The sequence below is a fragment of the Tardiphaga sp. 768_D3_N2_1 genome (assembly GCF_052076105.1).
Taxonomy (GTDB): Bacteria; Pseudomonadota; Alphaproteobacteria; order Rhizobiales; family Xanthobacteraceae; genus Tardiphaga.
The window spans coordinates 5,246,751-5,268,368 of sequence record NZ_CP197245.1 but is presented as its reverse complement, the minus strand read 5'-3'; the positions used below and the strand labels follow the sequence as shown (position 1 = coordinate 5,268,368).

Below are 21,618 nucleotides of genomic sequence, written 5' to 3'. Positions count from 1 at the left end.
AATGACGGACAACCGCCCCTATCGCCCCAATGTGGGCGTCGCATTGTTCAATGCCGACGGCAAAGTTCTGATCGGTCGCCGTTTCAAGGATGATGGGCCGGAGATCATCCTGCCGGGCCTGGAATGGCAGATGCCTCAGGGTGGGATCGATCCCGATGAAGATCCTCGCGTCGCCGTGATGCGCGAATTATGGGAAGAGACGGGCGTCAGCCATGCCGACTATCTCGGCGAGACCGGCTGGATGACCTACGACTTCATCCCGTTCGAGAATCCCGGTCATCGCTTTGCGCAGTTCCGCGGGCAGCGGCAGAAGTGGTTTGCGCTGAAATTCACCGGGGATGACGCTGAAGTCGATCCGCTGACGCCACGCAACGGTCAGCCGGCTGAATTCGACGCCTGGCGCTGGGAGCGGCTGGATCGCGTCGCAGACCTCGTGGTGCCCTTTCGGCGCGAGGTCTATCGCGCCGTGGCCGAGAGTTTCGCGAAATTTGTCTGAACCGAAGCCCTGACGAAACGAAGCGCTATCCGGGCTATAGCGCTTAGTGCATCGCCGTCGATGTGACGTGCTGCTGGATGACCTTGAAGTGGTCGATGCGCTCGATGGCGCGATCCAGCGCGGAGCCTTCCTTCTCGGCCAGCTTTTCTTCCATCTCGGCGATCTGGCTCGCGAAAGCTTCACGGTCGAGCTCTTCTATCGACGTTGCGACCTCAGCCAGCACGGTAAGGCCCTTGTCGGACACTTCGGCGATGCCGCCGAGCACGATGATCTTCTGCTGGGTGCCGCCGGCCTTGACGACCATGATGCCTGGACGAAGTGCTGCCACCAGCGGTGCGTGACCGGCCATCACGCCGAGATCGCCAGCGACGCCGGGGATATCGACCTGATCGACTTGGCCCGCGAAAGCGAGCTTTTCCGGCGAGACGAGATCGAAGTGGAACGTGGCCATCGGTAGCTACTCTCTTGGCTGTCACCCGCGAACTCGGTCCGCGGTCTATCAGTCAGAATCTGCAGTCGGAACAATCAAGTCCGCTGTCGGGCTGAGCCCGACAGCGGCAATACCCTTTTGCTTAAGCGGCTTCAGCAGCCAGCTTCTTGCCCTTCTCGACGGCTTCTTCGATCGCGCCGACCATGTAGAAGGCCGCTTCCGGCAGGTGATCGTACTTGCCTTCGACGATTGCGCGGAAACCCTTGATGGTGTCGGCGAGCTCGACGAACTTGCCCGGCGAGCCAGTGAAGATTTCAGCGACGTGGAACGGCTGCGACAAGAAGCGCTCGATCTTGCGGGCGCGGGCCACGGCAAGCTTGTCCTCTTCCGACAGTTCATCCATGCCGAGAATGGCGATGATGTCCTGCAGCGACTTGTACTTCTGCAGCACCTGCTGAACCATACGCGCCGTCTGATAGTGCTCTTCGCCAACGACCAGCGGGGACAGCATGCGCGACGTCGAGTCGAGCGGATCCACTGCCGGATAGATGCCCTTTTCCGAGATCGCACGGTTCAAAACGGTCGTTGCGTCCAAGTGGGCGAACGAGGTGGCAGGTGCCGGGTCGGTCAAGTCGTCGGCCGGAACGTAAATGGCCTGCACCGAGGTGATCGAACCCTTATGCGTGGTGGTGATGCGCTCCTGCAGAGCGCCCATGTCGGTCGCAAGCGTCGGCTGATAACCCACCGCCGAAGGAATACGGCCGAGCAGAGCGGACACTTCCGAACCTGCCTGGGTGAAGCGGAAGATGTTGTCGACGAAGAACAGCACGTCCTGGCCCTGATCGCGGAAGTGCTCGGCGACGGTCAGACCCGACAGCGCGACGCGGGCGCGGGCGCCGGGAGGCTCGTTCATCTGGCCGAACACGAGAGCGCACTTCGACTTCACGGACGGATCCGGGTTGTGCGGATCGGCGTTCACCTTGGACTCGATGAACTCGTGATACAGATCGTTACCTTCACGGGTACGCTCGCCGACACCGGCGAACACCGAGTAACCACCGTGCGCCTTGGCGACGTTGTTGATCAGTTCCTGAATGAGAACGGTCTTGCCGACGCCGGCGCCGCCGAACAGGCCGATCTTACCGCCCTTGGCGTAAGGCGCGAGCAGGTCGACGACCTTGATGCCGGTGACGAGAATTTCAGCCTCGGTCGACTGGTCGGTGTAGAGCGGTGCTTCAGCGTGGATCGGACGAACGCCTTCGGCATCGATCGCGCCGGCTTCATCGATCGGCTCGCCGATCACGTTCATGATGCGGCCGAGGGTGCCAACACCCACCGGCACCTTGATCGGCGAACCAGTGTCGGTGACTTCCTGGCCACGGACCAGACCTTCGGTGGTGTCCATCGCGATGGTGCGGACGGTCGATTCACCGAGATGCTGGGCGACTTCGAGAACCAGGCGGTTGTTGCCGTTCTTGGTCTCGATCGCGTTCAGAATGGCGGGCAGGTAACCTTCGAACTGCACGTCGACGACGGCGCCGATGACCTGTGTGATACGTCCGGTCTGGTTGGCGGGGCTAGCCATGAAAACTTCTCCTTAAACCTCAAGGACTCTGAAGTCCGAAACTTGAACGGCGGTCGGGTAGACCGGATTATTGCTGTTAGATCGCCTCGGCGCCGGAGATGATTTCGATCAGCTCCTTCGTAATCATCGCCTGGCGGGTGCGGTTGTAGATCAGTGTTTGCTTGCGGATCATGTCGCCGGCATTGCGCGTGGCGTTGTCCATCGAACTCATCTGCGCACCGTAGAACGAAGCATTGTTCTCCAGCAGCGCGCGGAAAATCTGCACCGCGAGATTGCGCGGCAGCAGGCCGTCAAGGATCTCATCCTCGGCGGGCTCGTATTCATAGGTCGGCGTCGGGCCGGCATTGGCAGCAGGCGCTGCGACTTCCAGCGGAATGATCTGCTGGGCGGTCGGGACCTGCGAGATCACCGACTTGAAACGCGAATAGAACAGCGTGCAAACGTCGAACTGACCGTCATTGAAGAGAGCCAGAACTTTCTTGGCGATATCATCGGCATTGACGAAGCCAAGCTGACGCACGGAACGCAGTTCGATATGACCGACGATCTGCTTGTCGAAGTTGCGGCGCAGCTGCTCGTAACCCTTGCGGCCGACGCAGAAGAACTTGACCTCTTTGCCCTGGTTCATCAGCGCCAGCGCACGTTCGCGCGCCAAGCGGACGATCGAGGAGTTGAAGGCGCCGGACAGGCCACGCTCGCCGGTGCAGACCAGCAGCAGGTGAACCTGATCCTTGCCGGTACCAACCAACAGCGCCGGACCGGTGCCCGGTGTGGTCGCACTGGCGATGCTGGCGATCACCGCATCCATCTTCTCGGCATAAGGACGTGCAGCTTCGGCAGCAGTCTGCGCACGGCGCAGTTTCGATGCTGCAACCATCTGCATCGCCTTGGTAATCTTCTGCGTCGCCTTGGTTGAGGCGATGCGGACACGCATGTCTTTAAGTGAGGCCATTCTCAGTCCACCCCGGCGATCTAGCCAATCAGCTGATCGCGAACCTCTCGTTCGAAACGTCCGACCTCGTGCCGGACATCAACGCGAATGGCCGGCATGAGCCGGCCATTCATTGGCAATATTAAGCGTAGGTCTTCGCGAAGCCTTCGACGACGGCCTTGAGCTGGGCGGCAACGTCATCCTTGAGATCGCGGCTGTCGCGGATCGCGTTGAGGATCTCGACGTTCTTGCCGCGCAGCAGCGACAGCAGACCATCTTCGAAGCCCCGAACCTTGCTGACCGGCAGCGCGTCGAGATAGCCGTTGGTGCCGGCCCAGATCACGCAAACCTGCTCTTCCATCTTCAGCGGCGAGAATTGCGGCTGCTTCAGGAGTTCAGTCAGACGTGCGCCGCGGTTCAGCAGGCGCTGGGTCGAAGCGTCGAGGTCCGAGCCGAACTGCGCGAATGCAGCCATTTCGCGGTACTGGGCGAGCTCGCCTTTGATCTTGCCGGCGACCTTCTTCATCGCCTTGGTCTGCGCGGCGGAGCCGACGCGCGACACGGACAGACCGACGTTCACGGCAGGACGGATGCCCTGGAAGAACAGATCGGTTTCAAGGAAGATCTGACCGTCGGTGATCGAAATAACGTTGGTCGGGATGTAGGCCGACACGTCGTTGGCCTGGGTTTCGATGACCGGCAGAGCCGTCAGCGAACCATTGCCCTGGGAATCGTTGAGCTTCGCAGCGCGCTCAAGCAGACGCGAGTGAAGATAGAACACGTCGCCCGGATAAGCTTCGCGGCCCGGCGGACGACGCAGCAGCAGCGACATCTGACGGTAAGCAACGGCCTGCTTCGAGAGATCGTCATAGATGATAACGGCGTGCATGCCGTTGTCGCGGAAGAATTCGCCGATCGTGCAGCCGGTGAACGGCGCGATATACTGCATCGGAGCCGGATCGGAAGCGGTCGCAGCGATGACGACGGAGTATTCCATCGCACCCTGCTCTTCGAGCACCTTCACGAACTGAGCGACAGTCGAGCGCTTCTGACCAACGGCGACGTACACGCAGTACAGCTTCTGGCTCTCGGGAGCACCCGCGCCGTTCAGCGACTTCTGGTTCAGGATGGTGTCGAGCGCGATTGCGGTCTTGCCGGTCTGACGGTCACCGATGATCAGCTCGCGCTGGCCACGGCCGACCGGGATCAGGGCGTCGACCGACTTCAAGCCGGTTGCCATCGGCTCGTTGACCGACTTGCGCGGAATGATGCCCGGCGCCTTAACGTCGACGCGCATACGCTTGTCGGCCTGGATCGGACCCTTACCATCGATCGGATTGCCGAGCGCGTCAACGACGCGGCCGAGCAAACCCTTGCCAACCGGCGCGTCCACGATCGAACGGGTGCGCTTGACGGTCTGGCCTTCTTTAATTTCGCGGTCAGCGCCGAAAATAACGACACCGACGTTGTCGGTTTCGAGGTTCAGCGCCATACCGCGGGTGCCGTTCTCGAATTCGACCATTTCACCAGCCTGGACGTTGTCGAGGCCGTAGACGCGGGCAATGCCGTCGCCGACGGACAATACCTGTCCGACTTCGGAAACTTCAGCTTCCTGGCCGAAATTCTTGATCTGGTCTTTGAGGATCGCGGAAATTTCTGCGGCGCGGATGTCCATCAGCCTGCCTCTTTCATCGAGTGCTTGATCGAGTTGAGTTTGGTGCGAAGCGAGCTGTCCACCATGCGGCTGCCGAGCTTGACGACAAGCCCGCCGATGATGGACGGATCGACTTTCACGTTGAGCGCGACGTCCTTGCCCGTCACTGATTTCAGCGCGGTCTTGAGAGCGTCGAGATTCTTGTCACTGAGCGGCTCGGCGACGGTGACGTCAGCCGTAGCTTCGCCCTTGAACTTGGCTACCAGTGCATTGAAACCGCGCACCACATCGCCAACGGCGAACAGGCGGCGGTTGGCGGTGAGGACCTTGAGGAAGTTGGCGGTGATGCCGGTAATTCCGGCCTTCTCCAGAACCGAAGCGAGGGCCTTGCCCTGGATCTCTGCCGAGAACACCGGGCTGCGAACCAGTCGCGCCAGATCGGCGCTGTCGGCCAGCATCGCTACGAATTTGTCGAGATCGGCCTTCACCGCATCGACGGATTTTGCGTCACGCGCCAGCTCAAACAGAGCCGTTGCATAACGACCGGACATTCCCGAAACCGACGGATCTTCTGCTGCCACGAATTGCGCTCTTCAGGCTGTCAAATTCGCAAGGGAATAACCATCGCCTGAATGTGGCGCCTAGCGATCCAAGTCCTTGGAATTCAAGCGGGACTTCGATTTTTGGGTCACAACAAAATGTCGTGACCCGTTCAAATCGCGGCTTTGCTAACATAGCCCGCGCGCGGGTGCAACGCGACGAAAGCGTTTGATGATGCCTTGTCGCAGGCCTTCGCAAAGAATCATTTCAGGGAGGTGGACGCTTGATGGGCGTCCTGACGACGCGCCTTGCTGCTTGCCTCCGAGGCGGAATTTCTAATTCCGCATGACGGCACAGGGTGGCGATTTTCGAGTGCTGTGCGAGCCACATTGCCGTCCAAGTCGCAACGGCATGCCGAAGGCTTCGCTGGGGGCGTTGGCCGCTGCGTTGCAGGTCGCCGCGGCCGACTGCTTAAGATTTACTTACCGAATGCTATCCATGCGCAACGATCACTTCGCTATTCAGTATAGTTATGTAATAGATAGTATATTAAATAGTTAATAAATTATTAAAGCGGCTCATTAGCCATGTTTTGTTCCATCACAAGATATTTCATCTGGTCATGGAACGATTGTGTTGCCCATTTTACGCCTCATTACGTCGTCAAACGCTCAGCCAGTGAAATTGGGACGGGGGTCCACTTGCCACAATTGTGGCAATACTGTCTGAGGGACAACACCTTATGCTGCGTTACGGAAAATCGACGCTGGGCGCTATCGCTCGGCCGCGTACGGCAATCGCTGTCATGACTGCCGCTCTTGTTCTCGGGGGAACTGTTTCAGAGGCTTCGGCCAAATCCCGGCACCATCGCCATCATCACAAGCATCACGCTCGTCAGGCCAGCCAGCCGTCGCTGTTCGATGCCAACGCGTCGATCGCTCCGTCGACGGGCGGTCGTAGCTTCTCGGGTGTTGCGTCCTATTACGGCAATGAGTCAGGCAGCCGCACCGCGTCGGGTCAGCGCTTCAATCAGAATGCGATGACTGCCGCGCATCGTTCGCTGCCGTTCGGCACCAAGCTGCGCGTTACCCATGGAGGTCGCAGCGTTGTCGTCACCGTCAACGATCGCGGGCCGTTCATCCGTGGCCGCGTACTCGACCTGTCGAAAGGCGCAGCCAGCGCGATAGGTTTGACCGGCCGTGGCGTCGGCCGCGTCGTCGCGGAAGTCATGTAAGCAAGACTAACGCGTCGCGTTTCTGATCTTTCAAGTTCAGTAGCGTTGTGTGTGTATCGAGTAGAGTAAGCGTTGAGTAAAAGAGCCTGCTGTCATCAAAAGACAGCAGGCTTTTTTGTTTTTGCGTTGTCAGTTCACACCGTCATTCCGGGTTCGCGCACAACAGCGAGCGCTCCGAATGAAGAAGCTCAAAGAAAGCTCTGCGGGTCGACATCGACTTCGAGCTTGAGGTTGCCTGTCGGTTTCGGGCCATGCGCCAGCCAGTCGCGGAGATAGTGCGACAGGTCGACATTGCGCGCCGACTTCACCAGCAGTCGGAAGCGATAGCGACCTTTGATGACGGCGAGCGGTGCTTCGGCCGGGCCGAGCACCATGATGCGCTCATCGATCGGTGCTACGGCGGCGAGTTTGCGCGCATAGCCCTCGGTGGTTGGCCGGTCGCCGCCTGAGATGATCAAGCTCGCCAATCGGCCGAAGGGCGGATAGCCCGCGCGCTCGCGGGCCTCGATCTCGCTGGCGTAAAACGCTTCGCGGTCGTTTGCCACCAGCGCCTTCATTACCGGATGCTCCGGCTGATGGGTCTGCAGATAGCCAACGCCGCGTCCCTGTTCACGTCCGGCGCGTCCGATGACCTGATTGAGCATCTGATAGGTACGCTCCGCAGCTCGCGGATCGCCATTGCCGAGGCCCAGATCCGCGTCGATCACACCGACCAGATTGAGCCGCGGGAAGTTATGGCCTTTGGCCACGAGTTGCGTGCCGATAATGACATCGACACGGCCTTCGGCGATCTCGGCCAGTTCGGTCCGCATCGCATCGATCGACGTAATGAGGTCGCTCGACAGCACCATGGTGCGCGCATTCGGAAACAGGCTTGCTGCTTCCTCTTGCAGCCGCTCGACGCCCGGACCGACGGCGACCAGCGATTCCTCAGCCTGACAATGGGGACACTGATGCGGGCGATGCATCGAGAAGCCGCAGTGGTGACAGACCAGTCGCTGGCGAAAGCGATGATCGACCAGCCAGGCATCGCAGATGGTGCAGGCGAAGCGGTGGCCGCAGCCGCGGCATAGCGTCAGCGGCGCATAGCCCCGGCGATTCAGAAACAGCAGCGCCTGTTCCTTGCGCTCTATGGCGACCTGGATTTTCTCGGCGAGGCGCGGTGCGATGAAGCGGCCGCGCATCGGCCCTTCGCGGCGCAGATCAATGGCTTCGATATGCGGCATGTGCTGGCCGCCGAAGCGCGAAGGCAGCGCGATGCGCTGGTAGCGTCCCTTCCGCGCATTGACCTCGGACTCGACCGATGGCGTGGCAGAAGCGAGCACGATCGGGATCTTCGCGATCGATGCCCGCACCACGGCCATGTCACGAGCGTGGTAATGCGCGCCTTCGTCCTGCTTGTAGGCTTGGTCATGCTCTTCATCGACGATGATCAGGCCGAGCTTCGCATAGGGCAGAAACAGTGCCGAACGGGCGCCGACGATGACATGCGCCTCGCCATTGGCGATCGACGCCCAGTTGCGGGCGCGGGTGCGCGGGGTCAGTTCGGAGTGCCACTCCAGTGGCCGCACGCCGAAGCGTTTTGAGAAGCGCTCGAGGAATTGCCCCGTCAGCGCGATTTCGGGCATCAGGATGAGCACCTGTTCCCCGCGCTTGATCACCTCGGCAACCGCCTCGAAATACACCTCGGTCTTGCCGGAGCCGGTGACACCGTCGAGCAGAGCGGCGTGAAAATCCCCCTTGGCGGCAAAGGTCCGCATCGCTTCAGCCGCGACGGCCTGGTCGTCCGAAAAGTCCGGTTCGGCGAAGGTGGGATCGGGTGCCGGCGGCGGTAGCGCGCGGGGCATGGCTTCAATAGCAAGCGTGCCTTCATCGACGAGACCGTCGATCACGCCGGCGCTGACGCCGGCTTCCTTGGCGGCTTCGGACTTCCCGTGCAGCAGACCGTCGGACAGAATCTCGATCAAGCGTGCGCGTGCCGAAGTCATGCGCCTGGGCACTTCGCCAACCAGGCGGACGCCCATGCGCACCCGCTCCGGGCCGAGATGCTCGCCCATCCGCAGGGTCATTTTCATGACCATGCCGCGCGCCGACAACGTGTAATTCGCCACCCAGTCGACCAGGCTGCGCAATTCCTGCCTCAGCGGCGGGACATCGAATTTATCACCGACTTCCTTGAGCCGGTTGTGCAGCCGCGGATCGGGATTGGTGTTTTCCGCCCAGACCACGCCGATCACCTCGCGGGCGCCAAGCGGCACGCTGACGACATCGCCGGGCTGCAGATCGAGGCCACGTGGCACGCGATAGGAATAAGCCTGGTTCAGCGCGACCGGCACCAGCACGTCGACGACGCCAGATGATGTTTTGGTGCGCGCAGCTTCGTCCATCAGGGGAATTCAGACTCGAATTGGAGTATCCGCTAACCTAAGCTCGGGGTGCGGTCCGGACCAGTGCCGGCCCGGGTAGCCCGGTCTTATGACCGATGTGCCGCCACGACAATGAAGCAAAAACAATAAGCCAAAGGGAGACCCTTCATGGGCCACAGGCTCGCCGGGGCAGTCGCCTCATTCGTCATGTTTTCTGCCGTCGTAATGCCTGCGCTGGCGCAGGACCGGATGCCGCCGATCCCGGCCGATAAATACACCGAAGCGCAGAAGAAGGCTGCCGAGGAATTCGCCGGCGGGCGCGGCTATGAAGTCCGAGGCCCCTTCGTGCCGTTGATTCGCAGCCCGGAAGTGATGCTCCGCGCCAAGGCCATGGGCGATCATCTCAGGTTCAAGAGCGTGCTGGCACCGCGGCTCAGCGAAATGATTATCCTGATCACTGCGCGGGAATGGACCCAGCAATATGAGTGGGTTGCCCACCATGACATCGCGATCAAGGCGGGTCTGCGCAACGAGATCGCCGATGCGATTGCCGATGGTCGGCGTCCTGTTGGCATGGCCGAGGACGAAGAGGCTGCCTACGACATGTCAATCGAGATCCAGCGCACCAAACGGGTGAGTGACCCGACCTGGAACAGGGCCGTCGCAAAATTCGGCGAGCAGGGCGTCATCGATCTGCTCGGGATCAATGGCTATTACACCTTCCTGGCCATGGCCATGAATGCTGCACGAACAGGGCTCCCGGCCGGTGTCGCAGAGCCCCTGAAGCGGTTCCCGGACTGATGCTGCCGTCGGTTCACCAAAGTGAAACGAGCGGGGAGTGATAATCTCCGCCCGTTCGCGTTCCGCGAACTGCAAGGCATCCCGATGGCCAAGCTTTCCGACAAGAAACCAGCCGAAGCCAAATCAGGTGGGCCAGCGCCGATCGACCTCATCTGCGCGGACGCCGATGTCTCGCTGCAGATGACGCGGTGGCTGTCACATCTCCGCGCCGAGCGGCGGCTGTCGCCGAAGACGCTGGAGGCCTATACGCGCGACGTCCGGCAGTTTCTGGCATTTCTCGCCGAACACTGGGGCGCGCTCGTCTCACTGCCGCGTTTCGCCAAACTGGAAGCCAGCGATGTCCGTGCCTTCATGGCGGCGCGCCGCGGGGATGACATTGGCGGTCGCTCGCTGATGCGCGCGCTGGCGGGTCTGCGGTCGTTCGGCCGCTTTCTGGAGCGCGAAGGCAAGGGCACCGTCGGTGCGCTGTCAGCGATTCGCGCGCCCAAAATAGGCAAGAGCCTGCCGAAACCGCTGCAGATGGCCTCTGCCAAGCGCCTTGCCGATGCGGATGAGCGTGCGGGCGAAAATCGCGATCCGTGGATCTGGGCACGCGATGCCGCGGTGATGGCGCTGCTCTATGGTTCGGGCCTGCGCATCTCCGAGGCGCTTGGCCTCAAGCGGCGCGACGTGCCGGCGCCCGGTGCCGGTGACGTGCTGATCGTCAATGGCAAGGGCAACAAGACCCGCATGGTACCCGTGTTGCATAATGTGCTCGAGCTCATCGCCGACTATGCGGCGCAGTGCCCACACCCACTGCCCGCTGAAGGACCGATGTTTGTCGGCGCGCGGGGCGGCCCGCTCAGTCCTCGGATCATCCAGTTGACCATGGAGCGGATGCGCGGCGCGCTAGGCCTGCCCGACAGCGCCACGCCGCACGCGCTGCGCCACTCCTTTGCCACCCATCTGCTGACGCGTGGTGGTGATCTCCGCGCGATCCAGGAATTGCTTGGCCACGCCTCACTGTCGACCACCCAGATCTATACCGGCATCGATACCGAGCGGTTGTTCGAGGTCTACAAGACTGCACACCCGCGCGCGTAGGCCAGGCAAGCCCAGCTGTAGTAGAAGTGTCATGAGCTGCCCCTTGCGAAGTCGCTGCGGTTCGGTCAAATCGACACATCGACCAACCGGAGGGGATTACGATGGGCGCGCACGAAAGTATGGAGCACGCGGAGCATGCCGAGCATGCCTCCGGCTCGAACAAGAATATTGCATTGCTGATTGCCGTGATCGCGCTGTTTCTGGCGTTCTCGGAAACCCTCGGCAAGGGTGCGCAAACCGAATCCATCAGCAAGAATGTCGAGGCGTCCAACCTCTGGGCGTTCTTCCAGGCCAAAAGTATCCGCCGCACCGTCGTTCAGGCGACGTCAGATCAAGCCCGGCTGAGCCTCGGCTTGATGGGTGACGATGCCGCCAAGGCCGCACTGTCCAAGCAGATCGACGATTGGAAGAAGACCGCGGATCGCTATCGCTCTGAGCCGGAAACCGGCGAAGGCTCCGAACAGCTCGCCGCCCGGGCCAAGGAAGCCGAACATGCGCGCGACCTCGCAATGGCGCGGTATCATCACTATGAAGTGGCCTCTGCCGCATTCCAGATCGGCATCGTTCTGGCATCGGCCACGATCATCACCGGCATGATCGCGCTGGCTTGGGTATCAGGTGCACTGGCGATTGCCGGCGTCGCCTTCACCGCGATTGGCCTGTTCGCGCCACATGCGGTGCATATTATGTAGCAACCTACGTCGAAGCGGTCCGGCAGAGCTGCAGGACCGCATCGGCAAACTCCCGCGGCGCTTCCTGCGGCACATTGTGGCCCACGCTCGGGATTACGCGGCGTTCATAGTGTGCCGTAAAATACTGGCCGTGATTCTCCGAACCTTTCACCGGCCCCACGCCGTCGTCGGCGCCGTGCAGCACAATGGTCGGAACATCGATCCTTGGCTGCGCTGCGAGTTGCGTTTCCAGGAAAGCATAATTCGGATCGCCGGCGACGCTGCCGGTACGGTGCATGTAGGAATGCACGACCACATCAACGAAGTCATCGTTGTCGAAGGCCGCCGCCGAGCGCTCGAATGTCGCGTCGTCGAACGACCAGCTGGGTGACCACATCTTCCAGAGCAGTTTGGCTAGTGTGTCGCGGTTCTGGATCAGGCCGTTGCGGCCGCGTTCAGTATGGAAATAATACTGATACCATTGCCGCGCTTCCTGCTCAGGCGCGAATGGCCGCGCCGCATTCGTCAGGTCCTGGATGTTGTAGCCGGTGCAACTGACGAGGCCGTGTACACGCTCCGGCCATAGCGCTGAGACAACACAGGCCGCGCGGCCGCCCCAGTCATAGCCGGCGACGACCGCCTTGCCGGTACGCAGCGCGTCCATCAGCTCCAGCAGATCCTGTCCAAGCGCGGCCTGTTGCCCCGAACGGATGGTCGCGCTGGAAAGAAACCGCGTTGGCCCATAGCCACGCAGATAGGGCACGATGGTGCGGAAGCCGGCTGCGTTGATGATGTCGACGGCGTCGTCATAGCCTCTGATGTCATAGGGAAACCCGTGCATCAGCAGGACGGGCAAGCCACCATCCGGTCCGCTATGTTCATAGGCAATATCGAGAAGGGGAGTTTGGATGCGTGCCAGCTCAGCCAAGTCGCTCTCCCGTTCGGTCTACCGCGCCGAATGCGCCCGATGACGCAGCCGTTGTACCAGCCGCATCCAACGCGATGATGAATTGGAGCGGAACATCGCCATCGTCGCCTTGATTCTTGCAGTCACAGGCGCGACCAATTCGCCGGCCCGGCGGCGGATGTCGAGAACGAATTCGTAGAGCTTCCGAAACCAGTTCATCTGCAACAGCTTCGGCCGTGTCACATCGAAGATGAACGCGGTGACGCCGACACCGAGAAACTTGCTGAACACGATGAGCGCGAAAGCGCTGATCCAATACTGATGCATGAGCAGCCAGGCGCCGGCCAGTTTCAACGGAAACAGCAGGATCGCCGGAACAACAAACACGACCAGCGTCAACATTGGCGACAGCCGCGCGATTCTCGCGGCCAGCCATTCCTTGAAAGCGCGCAGCGGTATTGCTGCAACGACGCGCGCAACGACCGGTTCGAGATGATCCCACAGCCACGCCTCGATCAGGAAGATCAAAGCGAGGAAGAACCATAGCGGTTGCAGCACGCGTCGTATCATCACGTTCGTCTCCCAGCCGGCGCCGCGCCGGCCGTGACTCACATATGGATAGCGCGCTTGGCCACCGCAAATGCCGCTTCCTTCACCGCCTCGGAGCGGGTCGGATGCGCATGGCATGTGCGGGCCAGATCTTCGGCGGAACCGCCGAATTCCATCAGCACGCAGGCCTCATGAATCATTTCACCGACTTCGCGGCCGATCATATGCACGCCGAGCACGCGATCGGTCTTCGCATCTGCGAGAATCTTCACGAAACCATCGGTGGTCTGGTTGACCTTGGAGCGGCCATTGGCCGTGAACGGGAACTTGCCGACATTGTAAGCGATACCGGCAGCCTTGAGTTCTTCCTCGGTCTTGCCGACGGCGGCGACTTCCGGCGTGGTGTAAACGACGCCCGGGATCACGTCATAGTTCACATGACCGGCCTGGCCTGCGAGAATCTCGGCGCAGGCAACACCTTCGTCTTCCGCCTTGTGCGCCAGCATCGGGCCGGCGACGACGTCGCCGATCGCGTAGATACCCTTCACATTGCTCGAGAAGTGATGATCGATCTTGACGCGGCCGCGCTCGTCGAGCTCGACGCCGGCTTCCTTGAGACCGAGCTTTTCGGTGTAAGCCACGCGGCCGATCGCGACGAGGATCACATCGGCTTCGAGCGATTCTGCCGCACCGCCTGCTGCCGGCTCGATCTGCGCCTTCAGCGTCTTGCCCGACGTATCCACGCCGGTGACCTTGGCGCCGAGCTTGAACGACATGCCCTGCTTCTCGAGCATGCGCTGGAACTGCTTGGCGACTTCGCCGTCCATGCCCGGCAGGATACGATCGAGGAATTCCACCACGGTGACTTCGGCGCCGAGGCGGCGCCACACCGAACCGAGTTCGAGCCCGATCACGCCGGCGCCGACCACGATCAGCTTGCCCGGGACCTTGTCGAGCGACAGCGCGCCGGTCGACGACACGATGCGCTTCTCGTCGATCTCGATGCCCTTCAGCTTGGCGACATCCGAACCGGTGGCGATGACGATGTTCTTGGTCTCCAGCGTCTGGGCTTTGCCGTCAGCGCCGGTGACCTCGACCTTGCCGGTGCCGAGCACACGGCCGGTGCCCATCACGACGTCGATCTTGTTCTTCTTCATCAGGAATTCGACGCCCTTGACGTTGCCGTCGATGCCCTGCTGCTTGAAGTTCATCAGCGCGGGAAGATCGAGCGCCGGGGCAGACACCTTGATGCCCATCTTGGCGAAGGAGTGGCCGGCTTCCTCAAAAAGCTCCGACGAATAGAGCAAAGCCTTCGAGGGCATGCAGCCAATGTTCAGGCAGGTGCCGCCAAGCGTGCTGTTCTTCTCAACGACGGCGACCTTCATGCCGAGCTGCGCCGCGCGGATCGCGCAGACATAGCCACCGGGGCCGGTGCCGATAACAACGAGGTCGTAAGCCATGATGTAGTCCTGTATTTTCTTCTGGATGTTATGGGGTGCCTGGGCCTTAGCGGCCACCGGACACGTCGAGAATGGTGGATGTGACGTAAGAGGCTTCGTCCGACAGCAGCCAGACGATGGCATTGGCGATTTCGTCCGCGGTGCCGACGCGCTTCATCGGGACGTGAACGCTGAGACGGTGTGCGCGATCGGGCTCACCGCCTGACGCGTGAATATCGGTATCGATCAAACCCGGCCGAATGCCGGCGACGCGAATGCCCTCGGCTGCGACTTCGTGTCCCAATCCGATGGTGAAGGAATCGATCGCGCCCTTCGAGGCGGCGTAATCGACATAAGTGTTGGGTGCGCCCAGCTTGGCAGCAACCGATGACAGGTTGACAATGACGCCGCCCTTGCCACCGTGCTTCGTCGACATCCGCTTCACGGCCTCGCGGGCGCAAAGAATGCTGCCGGTGACATTCACCGTCATCATGTTCGCGATGCGCTCGGCACTCATCTGATCGACGCGGATGGAGGGGCCGACGATGCCGGCATTATTGACCAGCGCACCGAGCGGCCCGAACGCGTCGGCCGCCTCGAACAGCGCGAGGATGTCCGCCTCGGAACCGACGTCGCATTTTACGGCGATGGCCTTGCCGTTGGTCGCTTCGATCTTCGCAACAACTTCATTCGCAGCGGCTTCGTTGCTGGCATAGCCGACCACGACCTTGAACCCGCGTGCCGCCGCCTTGAGCGCCGTTGCACGGCCGATACCCCGGCTACCACCAGTGATGATGACGACGCTGTCGGTCATGTCCTGCTCCAGCTTCGCTAAGGTGCCAAGACTTCAGGTATCGAGGCTTCGGATATCAAGGCTTCTTAGTCATCAACCGGCAGCGTCGCCGCTACCGGTTGATGATAGTGAATAAGGAGAGATCAGAGATCCAGAACGAGACGTGCCGGATCTTCCAGGCTTTCCTTGACGCGGACGAGGAAGGTCACGGCTTCCTTGCCGTCGATCACGCGGTGATCGTAGGACAAAGCCAGATACATCATCGGACGGATCTCGATCTTGCCGCCGACCACGATCGGACGTTCCTGGATCTTGTGCATGCCGAGGATGGCCGACTGCGGCGCGTTCAGGATCGGCGTCGACATCAGCGAACCGTAGATGCCGCCATTGGTGATGGTGAAGGTGCCACCCTGCATTTCGTCGATCTTGAGCTGACCGTCACGGGCACGCTTGCCGAAGTCCGCAATGGTCTTTTCGATGTCCGAGATCGACTTGGTATCGCAGTCGCGCACCACGGGAACGACGAGACCCTTGTCGGTACCGACGGCAACGCCGACGTGATAATAGTTCTTGTAGATCAGGTCGGAGCCGTCGATCTCGGCGTTGACGGCCGGGAGATCCTTCAGTGCCTGCACGCAGGCCTTGGTGAAGAAGCCCATGAAGCCGAGTTTGGTGCCGTGCTTCTTCTCGAACACGTCCTTGTACTGCGAGCGCAGCGTCATGACGTTGGTCATGTCGACCTCGTTGAAGGTCGTGAGCATCGCGGCGGTGTTCTGCACGTCCTTGAGGCGGCGCGCGATGGTCTGGCGCAGACGCGTCATCTTCACGCGCTCTTCGCGGGCGGCGTCGTCAGCCGGCGACGGCGCACGAACCTGCACGGCAGCGGCAGGCTGATTGACCGGGGTCGGTGCCGAAGCGGCCTTTTCGATCGCAGCGAGCATGTCGCCCTTGGTCACGCGGCCATCCTTGCCCGAACCGGGCACGGTGGCGGCATCGATGCCGCTCTCGGCCGAAATCTTGCGCACCGACGGCGCCAGCGGCGCATCGACAGGTGCTGACTTCTGAGCGGGAGCAGGCGCAGCCGCGGCGGGTGCAGCAGCTGGGGTCGGGGCTGCAGGCTTGGCAGGCGCAGCAGCCGGCTTGGCGCCACCGGCACCATCGGTGATCTGGCCGAGCAGGGCGCCGACAGCGACGGTCTCGCCATCCTTGGCAACGATTTCGCCGAGCACGCCAGCAGACGGTGCGGGCACTTCGATCGTGACCTTGTCGGTCTCGAGTTCAACCAACGGCTCGTCAACGGCGACGGCATCGCCAGCCTTCTTGAACCAGCGGCCGATGGTGGCTTCCGTCACGGATTCGCCGAGCGTGGGAACGCGAATTTCAGTCATTGTCTATTTCCTCTTGTGGCGTGGCGACCCGCTCGGTCATCCCTGCCTGAACTTGAAATCAATGCGGATATGCGAACGCCCCGCGGGTGCGGGGCATTCGCCAACAGGATGGAGGCTTAGCCGAGCGCTTCGTCGAGGAAGGCCTTGAGCTGGGCGAGATGCTTGGACATCAGGCCGGTAGCGGTCGCCGCAGATGCGGCGCGGCCGGCGTAACGCGGACGCTTGTGGGTGGCGTTGATCTGATTGAGCACCCATTCGAGATAGGGCTCGATGAAGTGCCAGCCGCCCATGTTGCGCGGCTCTTCCTGGCACCAGACGAATTCCGCACCCTTGAAGCGGGTCAGCTCCTGCACCAGCGTCTTGAGCGGCACCGGATAGAGCTGCTCGATACGCATCAGATAGATGTCGTCAACGCCACGCTTCTCACGCTCTTCGTAGAGATCGTAATAGACCTTGCCCGAGCACAGCACGACGCGGCGGATCTTGTTGTCGGGGGCGAGCTTGATCTTCTCGTCCGGCAACTTCTCAGCATCGTCAAACAGGACGCGATGGAAGCTGGTGTTCTCACCGAGTTCGCTCAGCTTCGATACTGCGCGCTTGTGGCGCAGCAGCGACTTCGGCGTCATGACGATCAGCGGCTTGCGGATCTCGCGCTTCAACTGACGACGCAACATGTGGAAGTAGTTGGCCGGAGTTGTCGGATAGACGACCTGCATGTTGTCTTCCGCGCACATCTGCAGGAAACGCTCAAGGCGTGCGGAGGAATGCTCCGGGCCCTGGCCTTCATAGCCATGCGGCAGCAGGCAGACGAGGCCCGACATACGGAGCCACTTGCGTTCACCCGACGAGATGAACTGGTCGAACAGCACCTGTGCGCCGTTGGCGAAGTCGCCGAACTGGGCTTCCCATAGCGCCAGAGCCTTCGGCTCGGCGAGCGAGTAGCCGTATTCGAAGCCGAGCACGGCTTCTTCCGACAGCAGCGAGTTGATAACCTCGTAGTGACCCTGGTCGGGCTTGAGGTGATTGAACGGCGTGTAGCGGCTTTCGTCTTCCTGATCGAACAGCACCGAGTGACGCTGCGAGAAGGTGCCGCGCTCCGAGTCCTGGCCGGACAGACGGACGCGATGACCTTCTTCCATCAGCGTACAGAATGCGAGTGCTTCGCCGGTCGCCCAGTCGATTCCTTCGCCTGATTCGATCGCCTTGGCGCGGGTGTCGAGGAAGCGCTGTACCGTGCGGTGAACCCGAAACCCATCGGGCACCTTGGTAATCTTGGCGCCAATAGCCTTCAGCGTATCGACGTCGACACCCGTCACGCCGCGGCGGGGATCTTCCTCCTGGTCGGCATATTTGAAGCCAGCCCATTTGCCGTCGAGCCAGTCGGCCTTGTTCGGCTTGTAGCCAGCGCCGGCTTCGAGCTCGGCATCGAGACGAGCGCGCCAATCGGCCTTCGCCTTGTCGATTTCGCCTTCGGTCATCACGCCATCGGCGATGATGCGCTTGGCATAGATATCCAGCGTCGACTGATGCGCGCCGATCTTCTTGTACATCACCGGCTGGGTGAACGCCGGCTCGTCGCCTTCGTTATGGCCGTGGCGGCGATAGCAGAACATGTCGATGACGACAGGCTTGTGGAACTTCTGTCGGAACTCGATCGCGATCTTGGCGGCGAACACAACCGCTTCCGGATCGTCGCCGTTCACATGGAAGATCGGAGCGTCGATCATCTTCGCGACATCGGACGGATAGGGCGACGAACGGGAGTAACGCGGATAGGTGGTGAAGCCGATCTGGTTGTTGACGATGAAGTGGATCGAACCGCCGGTGCGGTAACCCTTCAGGTCCGACAGCGCGAAGCATTCCGCGACCACACCCTGACCTGCGAAGGCCGCATCGCCATGCATCAGCAGCGGCAGCACGGAAATACGCTGGTCCGGCGGATCACCATTCTGGTCCTGCTTGGCGCGGACCTTTCCGAGCACCACGGGATCGACGATTTCAAGATGCGACGGATTCGCCGTCAGTGACAGATGGATATTGTTGTTGTCGAACTCGCGATCCGACGAGGCGCCGAGGTGGTACTTGACGTCACCCGAACCTTCGACCTCGTCCGGATTGGCCGAGCCGCCCTTGAATTCATGGAACAGCGCGCGGTGCGGCTTGCCCATCACCTGGGTCAACACATTGAGGCGACCGCGATGGGGCATGCCGACGACGATGTCACGCACACCCAGGCTGCCGCCGCGCTTGATGATCTGTTCCAGCGCCGGGATCAATGATTCGCCGCCGTCGAGGCCAAAACGCTTGGTACCGGTGAACTTGACGTCGCAGAACTTCTCGAAGCCGTCGGCTTCGATCAGCTTCTGGAGGATGGCGCGGCGACCTTCTGGCGTGAAGCTGATTTCCTTGTCCGGACCTTCGATACGTTCCTGAATCCACGCCTTCTGGGCGCGGTTCGAGATGTGCATGAATTCGACGCCGAGGGTCTGGCAATAGGTGCGTTGCAGAATCGCAACGATCTCGCGCAGCGTGCCGTATTCGAGGCCGATGACGTTATCGAGGAAAATCTTGCGGTCGTAATCGGCATCGGTGAAGCCGTAGGAGCGGGGATCGAGTTCCTCGTGATCCTTCTGGCCTTCAATCCCCAGCGGATCGAGATTGGCGTGGAAGTGGCCGCGCATGCGGAAAGCGCGGATCAACATCAGCGCGCGCACGGAGTCGCGGGTGGCTTGATTAATGTCACCCGTCGGCGCGGTCGCGCCGGGCTGTGCGGCCTTGGCGGCGAGCTTTGCGCCCATGACCTTCTCGACCTGGGCCCAGTTGCCATCCATGGCGGAGGTCAGGTCGTCCTTCGGTGTCAGCGGCCAGTTGGTCTTTTCCCAGGACGGACCTTCGGCGTTCTTTTGAACGTCGGCAGGCGAGTCCTTCAGGCTCTTGAAGAACTCCTGCCACTCGGCATCGACCGAGGAGGGGTCCTTTTCGTAACGGGCATAAAGTTCGTCGATATAAGTGGCGTTTGCGCCCTGCAGAAATGAGGAGAGTGCAAAGGCGGCGTTCGCGTCCTGGCGAGACATGATGGCGTCCTGATTTGGTATCGCGCGGAAATTTTGGCGAGGGCTGATCCGGTTGCCGGATCATCCTAAAGTCGAGCGAGCTTCTACCCTATTTAATCCGAATGTGCGCCCTGAAAAGCACGAAGAACTGAATATTTCGTCAATTCTTTGTGCGCGAGATTTTGCCCGCGCATTTCAGTCGACGACACTGAGGTCTTCCTTGGCCAAAGCGGCAGCGCCGCCTTGCAGTCCGGCGCGTCGGGTGCGGCGGATTTTGGGCGGTCCGCAGGCCTCGTCCAGCAGGGCATTGGCGGCCATGCCGGCGGCGTCTGCGACGGTCGGATCCCGGGTCACCATGGCGGCGACGATGGCGCCATCCATCAGCAAGCCGATTTGGTGGGCCAGAAAATCCGGCTTCTTTGCACCGGCGGCTTCGGCCAGTCCTGAGATGTGCTTGAGAATGAACGATTTGTGCCGGATCGTGATGTCGCGCAGCCGGGTTTCGTCCTTCGAGTGCTCACCCACTGCATTGATGAAAACGCAGCCGTAATAGGTGTCTTCGGCAAACCAGCTTTTCAGCGCGGGGAAGATCGAATCCAGCTTTTCACGCGGGGTTTTGGCGCGTTCCACGGCTGCAATGAACCAGCCGCGCCAGGTCTCGCTTTCCGCCTTGAGCACGGCGTCGACGAGATCGTCCTTCGATTTGAAGTTCTTGTAGAGCGTGGTTTTGGCCGTACCGGCCTCACTGACGATAGCGTCGATGCCGGTGGCATTGATGCCATTCTTGCAGAACAGCCTTGTTGCTGCGTCCATCAGCCGCTCCCGCGGCGTCACCTGCGGAACTTTGCTCTCGACAGCCTGCGGCATCGCATCGGTCATGCCCTGTCATATGTCATGGCGCGCGCGAGGCGCAAGCAATCATCGGTTCCTGACCAATATTCGAGCGGGTAAACGTCGATTTGGCGCGGTAAGTGGCAATTCCCCCTCTGCTCGATTCTACGGCATCTCGTCAACCATCTGAAATCGTGGCCGTTTCCGATCCAGCTGCTGCTGGCACACTTTCTGCAAAGATACAGAACGTTCTGTATCTATCCATCCGTTCCAAGGGAGAGAACCAATGACTGCTGTTGCCGCCAAAACCGCCCTGACCGGCTGCCTCGCGCCGATCGACAAAGGCGGGCTCGAACAGCTGATCGCCAACGGCAAAGCCAATCCCAACGTCATCAAGACGCTGAAGTGCAAGACGGTGGCCGAGGGCAAGTTCCGCCACGCCAACTACATCCGCAACCTGCCGCCCTACATCGTCGATGAGCCGCCAGCGCTGCTCGGCGACGACACGGCGCCGAATCCATCAGAGGCGTCCTTGGCGGCGCTCGGCTCCTGCATCGCGGTCGGTCTGCACGCGAACGCGGTGCATCGTGGTTGGACCGTCAACAAACTCGAACTGCAGCTCGAAGGCGACCTCAACATCACTGCTGTCTGGGGCACCGGCGACATCAGCGAGAAGCCGGTCGGTTTCACCGATGTGCGCATCAAGGTCGACATGGAATGCGAAGGCATTGCGCAGGCCGAGATCGACGCGCTGATCGATCACGTCAAGAAGTGGTCGCCCGTCGCCAACACCTTCACGCGTCCCGTCAATCTCGAAGTCTCTGCTTGAATGTGAGTTCGCGCAGCCGCAGCGATGCGGCCGCCCTC

General features: G+C 61.1%; 19 protein-coding genes. 6 read left to right on the top strand and 13 right to left on the bottom strand.

Features of this window, described 5'->3' with window-relative positions:
• Position 1 precedes the first annotated feature (1 nt).
• On the top strand, positions 2 to 496 hold the full coding sequence (locus AB8A27_RS24720) for an RNA pyrophosphohydrolase (RefSeq protein WP_441244172.1): 495 nt from the start codon (positions 2 to 4) through the stop codon (positions 494 to 496).
• 43 nt (positions 497 to 539) lie between these two features.
• Here the strand turns inward: AB8A27_RS24720 and AB8A27_RS24715 are convergent, their stop codons facing one another.
• The 5 genes from AB8A27_RS24715 to AB8A27_RS24695 form a co-directional block, all read right to left on the bottom strand.
• Entirely contained in the window at positions 540 to 947 is a 408-nt protein-coding gene (locus AB8A27_RS24715) for a F0F1 ATP synthase subunit epsilon (protein ID WP_441244171.1), read from the bottom strand.
• 121 nt (positions 948 to 1,068) lie between these two features.
• Entirely contained in the window at positions 1,069 to 2,511 is a 1,443-nt protein-coding gene (gene atpD / locus AB8A27_RS24710) for a F0F1 ATP synthase subunit beta (RefSeq protein WP_441244170.1), read from the bottom strand.
• Between the two features lie 76 nt (positions 2,512 to 2,587).
• Positions 2,588 to 3,463, bottom strand: a complete 876-nt coding sequence (locus AB8A27_RS24705; RefSeq protein WP_092141080.1) for a F0F1 ATP synthase subunit gamma — start codon at positions 3,461 to 3,463, stop codon at positions 2,588 to 2,590.
• A gap of 121 nt (positions 3,464 to 3,584) precedes the next feature.
• Entirely contained in the window at positions 3,585 to 5,117 is a 1,533-nt protein-coding gene (atpA, locus tag AB8A27_RS24700; protein WP_092141082.1) for a F0F1 ATP synthase subunit alpha, read from the bottom strand.
• Complete coding sequence (locus tag AB8A27_RS24695; protein ID WP_441244169.1) at positions 5,117 to 5,677, bottom strand: F0F1 ATP synthase subunit delta; 561 nt, start codon at positions 5,675 to 5,677, stop codon at positions 5,117 to 5,119. Before AB8A27_RS24695 ends, atpA begins: the two co-directional genes overlap by 1 nt.
• A 701-nt stretch (positions 5,678 to 6,378) precedes the next feature.
• On the opposite strand from AB8A27_RS24695, the gene AB8A27_RS24690 reads away from it, so the two are divergent.
• Positions 6,379 to 6,870 carry a septal ring lytic transglycosylase RlpA family protein gene (locus AB8A27_RS24690; RefSeq protein ID WP_441244168.1) on the top strand — a complete coding sequence of 164 codons (492 nt, stop codon included), beginning with the start codon at positions 6,379 to 6,381 and terminating at the stop codon, positions 6,868 to 6,870.
• Between the two features lie 188 nt (positions 6,871 to 7,058).
• Here the strand turns inward: AB8A27_RS24690 and AB8A27_RS24685 are convergent, their stop codons facing one another.
• A complete protein-coding gene (locus AB8A27_RS24685) occupies positions 7,059 to 9,257 on the bottom strand; it encodes a primosomal protein N' (protein WP_441244167.1) in 2,199 nt (732 codons plus the stop codon).
• 147 nt (positions 9,258 to 9,404) lie between these two features.
• On the opposite strand from AB8A27_RS24685, the gene AB8A27_RS24680 reads away from it, so the two are divergent.
• The 3 genes from AB8A27_RS24680 (at position 9,405) to AB8A27_RS24670 (ending at position 11,812) form a co-directional block, all read left to right on the top strand.
• A complete protein-coding gene (locus tag AB8A27_RS24680; RefSeq protein ID WP_441244166.1) occupies positions 9,405 to 10,037 on the top strand; it encodes a carboxymuconolactone decarboxylase family protein in 633 nt (210 codons plus the stop codon).
• Positions 10,038 to 10,121: 84 nt separating this feature from the next.
• On the top strand, positions 10,122 to 11,120 hold the full coding sequence (locus AB8A27_RS24675) for a tyrosine recombinase XerC (RefSeq protein ID WP_441244165.1): 999 nt from the start codon (positions 10,122 to 10,124) through the stop codon (positions 11,118 to 11,120).
• Positions 11,121 to 11,221: 101 nt separating this feature from the next.
• Complete coding sequence (locus AB8A27_RS24670; protein ID WP_092141092.1) at positions 11,222 to 11,812, top strand: DUF4337 domain-containing protein; 591 nt, start codon at positions 11,222 to 11,224, stop codon at positions 11,810 to 11,812.
• Positions 11,813 to 11,816: 4 nt separating this feature from the next.
• On the opposite strand, the gene AB8A27_RS24665 is transcribed toward AB8A27_RS24670, so the two are convergent.
• The 7 genes from AB8A27_RS24665 to AB8A27_RS24635 form a co-directional block, all read right to left on the bottom strand.
• Positions 11,817 to 12,710 carry an alpha/beta fold hydrolase gene (locus AB8A27_RS24665; RefSeq protein WP_441245015.1) on the bottom strand — a complete coding sequence of 298 codons (894 nt, stop codon included), beginning with the start codon at positions 12,708 to 12,710 and terminating at the stop codon, positions 11,817 to 11,819.
• 27 nt (positions 12,711 to 12,737) lie between these two features.
• A complete protein-coding gene (locus tag AB8A27_RS24660; protein WP_441245014.1) occupies positions 12,738 to 13,268 on the bottom strand; it encodes a hypothetical protein in 531 nt (176 codons plus the stop codon).
• 38 nt (positions 13,269 to 13,306) lie between these two features.
• Positions 13,307 to 14,710, bottom strand: coding sequence for a dihydrolipoyl dehydrogenase (gene lpdA / locus AB8A27_RS24655; RefSeq protein ID WP_441245013.1), 1,404 nt, complete (start codon positions 14,708 to 14,710; stop codon positions 13,307 to 13,309).
• A gap of 43 nt (positions 14,711 to 14,753) precedes the next feature.
• A complete protein-coding gene (locus AB8A27_RS24650) occupies positions 14,754 to 15,500 on the bottom strand; it encodes an SDR family oxidoreductase (RefSeq protein WP_441244164.1) in 747 nt (248 codons plus the stop codon).
• A gap of 122 nt (positions 15,501 to 15,622) precedes the next feature.
• On the bottom strand, positions 15,623 to 16,867 hold the full coding sequence (gene odhB, locus AB8A27_RS24645; RefSeq protein ID WP_441244163.1) for a 2-oxoglutarate dehydrogenase complex dihydrolipoyllysine-residue succinyltransferase: 1,245 nt from the start codon (positions 16,865 to 16,867) through the stop codon (positions 15,623 to 15,625).
• A gap of 116 nt (positions 16,868 to 16,983) precedes the next feature.
• The gene (locus AB8A27_RS24640; RefSeq protein WP_441244162.1) at positions 16,984 to 19,941 is read right to left on the bottom strand and encodes a 2-oxoglutarate dehydrogenase E1 component; all 2,958 of its coding nucleotides are present in this window, start codon (positions 19,939 to 19,941) and stop codon (positions 16,984 to 16,986) included.
• 174 nt (positions 19,942 to 20,115) lie between these two features.
• A complete protein-coding gene (locus AB8A27_RS24635) occupies positions 20,116 to 20,799 on the bottom strand; it encodes a TetR/AcrR family transcriptional regulator (protein ID WP_441244161.1) in 684 nt (227 codons plus the stop codon).
• Positions 20,800 to 21,037: 238 nt separating this feature from the next.
• Between AB8A27_RS24635 and AB8A27_RS24630 the strand changes: the two genes are divergently transcribed.
• Positions 21,038 to 21,580, top strand: coding sequence for an OsmC family protein (locus AB8A27_RS24630; protein ID WP_439095647.1), 543 nt, complete (start codon positions 21,038 to 21,040; stop codon positions 21,578 to 21,580).
• Positions 21,581 to 21,618 lie beyond the last annotated feature (38 nt).

Bases quoted from the DNA above. Each gene is read 5' to 3' on its own strand.
- AB8A27_RS24690 (WP_441244168.1), top strand. From the start codon at position 6,379: ATGCTGCGTTACGGAAAATCGACGCTGGGCGCTATCGCTCGGCCGCGT.
- AB8A27_RS24685 (WP_441244167.1), bottom strand. From the start codon at position 9,257: ATGGACGAAGCTGCGCGCACCAAAACATCATCTGGCGTCGTCGACGTG.
- AB8A27_RS24660 (WP_441245014.1), bottom strand. From the start codon at position 13,268: ATGATACGACGCGTGCTGCAACCGCTATGGTTCTTCCTCGCTTTGATC.
- AB8A27_RS24675 (WP_441244165.1), top strand. From the start codon at position 10,122: ATGGCCAAGCTTTCCGACAAGAAACCAGCCGAAGCCAAATCAGGTGGG.
- AB8A27_RS24670 (WP_092141092.1), top strand. From the start codon at position 11,222: ATGGGCGCGCACGAAAGTATGGAGCACGCGGAGCATGCCGAGCATGCC.
- AB8A27_RS24715 (WP_441244171.1), bottom strand. From the start codon at position 947: ATGGCCACGTTCCACTTCGATCTCGTCTCGCCGGAAAAGCTCGCTTTC.
- odhB (WP_441244163.1), bottom strand. From the start codon at position 16,867: ATGACTGAAATTCGCGTTCCCACGCTCGGCGAATCCGTGACGGAAGCC.
- atpA (WP_092141082.1), bottom strand. From the start codon at position 5,117: ATGGACATCCGCGCCGCAGAAATTTCCGCGATCCTCAAAGACCAGATC.
- AB8A27_RS24680 (WP_441244166.1), top strand. From the start codon at position 9,405: ATGGGCCACAGGCTCGCCGGGGCAGTCGCCTCATTCGTCATGTTTTCT.
- AB8A27_RS24630 (WP_439095647.1), top strand. From the start codon at position 21,038: ATGACTGCTGTTGCCGCCAAAACCGCCCTGACCGGCTGCCTCGCGCCG.
- atpD (WP_441244170.1), bottom strand. From the start codon at position 2,511: ATGGCTAGCCCCGCCAACCAGACCGGACGTATCACACAGGTCATCGGC.
- AB8A27_RS24720 (WP_441244172.1), top strand. From the start codon at position 2: ATGACGGACAACCGCCCCTATCGCCCCAATGTGGGCGTCGCATTGTTC.
- AB8A27_RS24640 (WP_441244162.1), bottom strand. From the start codon at position 19,941: ATGTCTCGCCAGGACGCGAACGCCGCCTTTGCACTCTCCTCATTTCTG.
- AB8A27_RS24650 (WP_441244164.1), bottom strand. From the start codon at position 15,500: ATGACCGACAGCGTCGTCATCATCACTGGTGGTAGCCGGGGTATCGGC.
- AB8A27_RS24705 (WP_092141080.1), bottom strand. From the start codon at position 3,463: ATGGCCTCACTTAAAGACATGCGTGTCCGCATCGCCTCAACCAAGGCG.
- AB8A27_RS24635 (WP_441244161.1), bottom strand. From the start codon at position 20,799: ATGACCGATGCGATGCCGCAGGCTGTCGAGAGCAAAGTTCCGCAGGTG.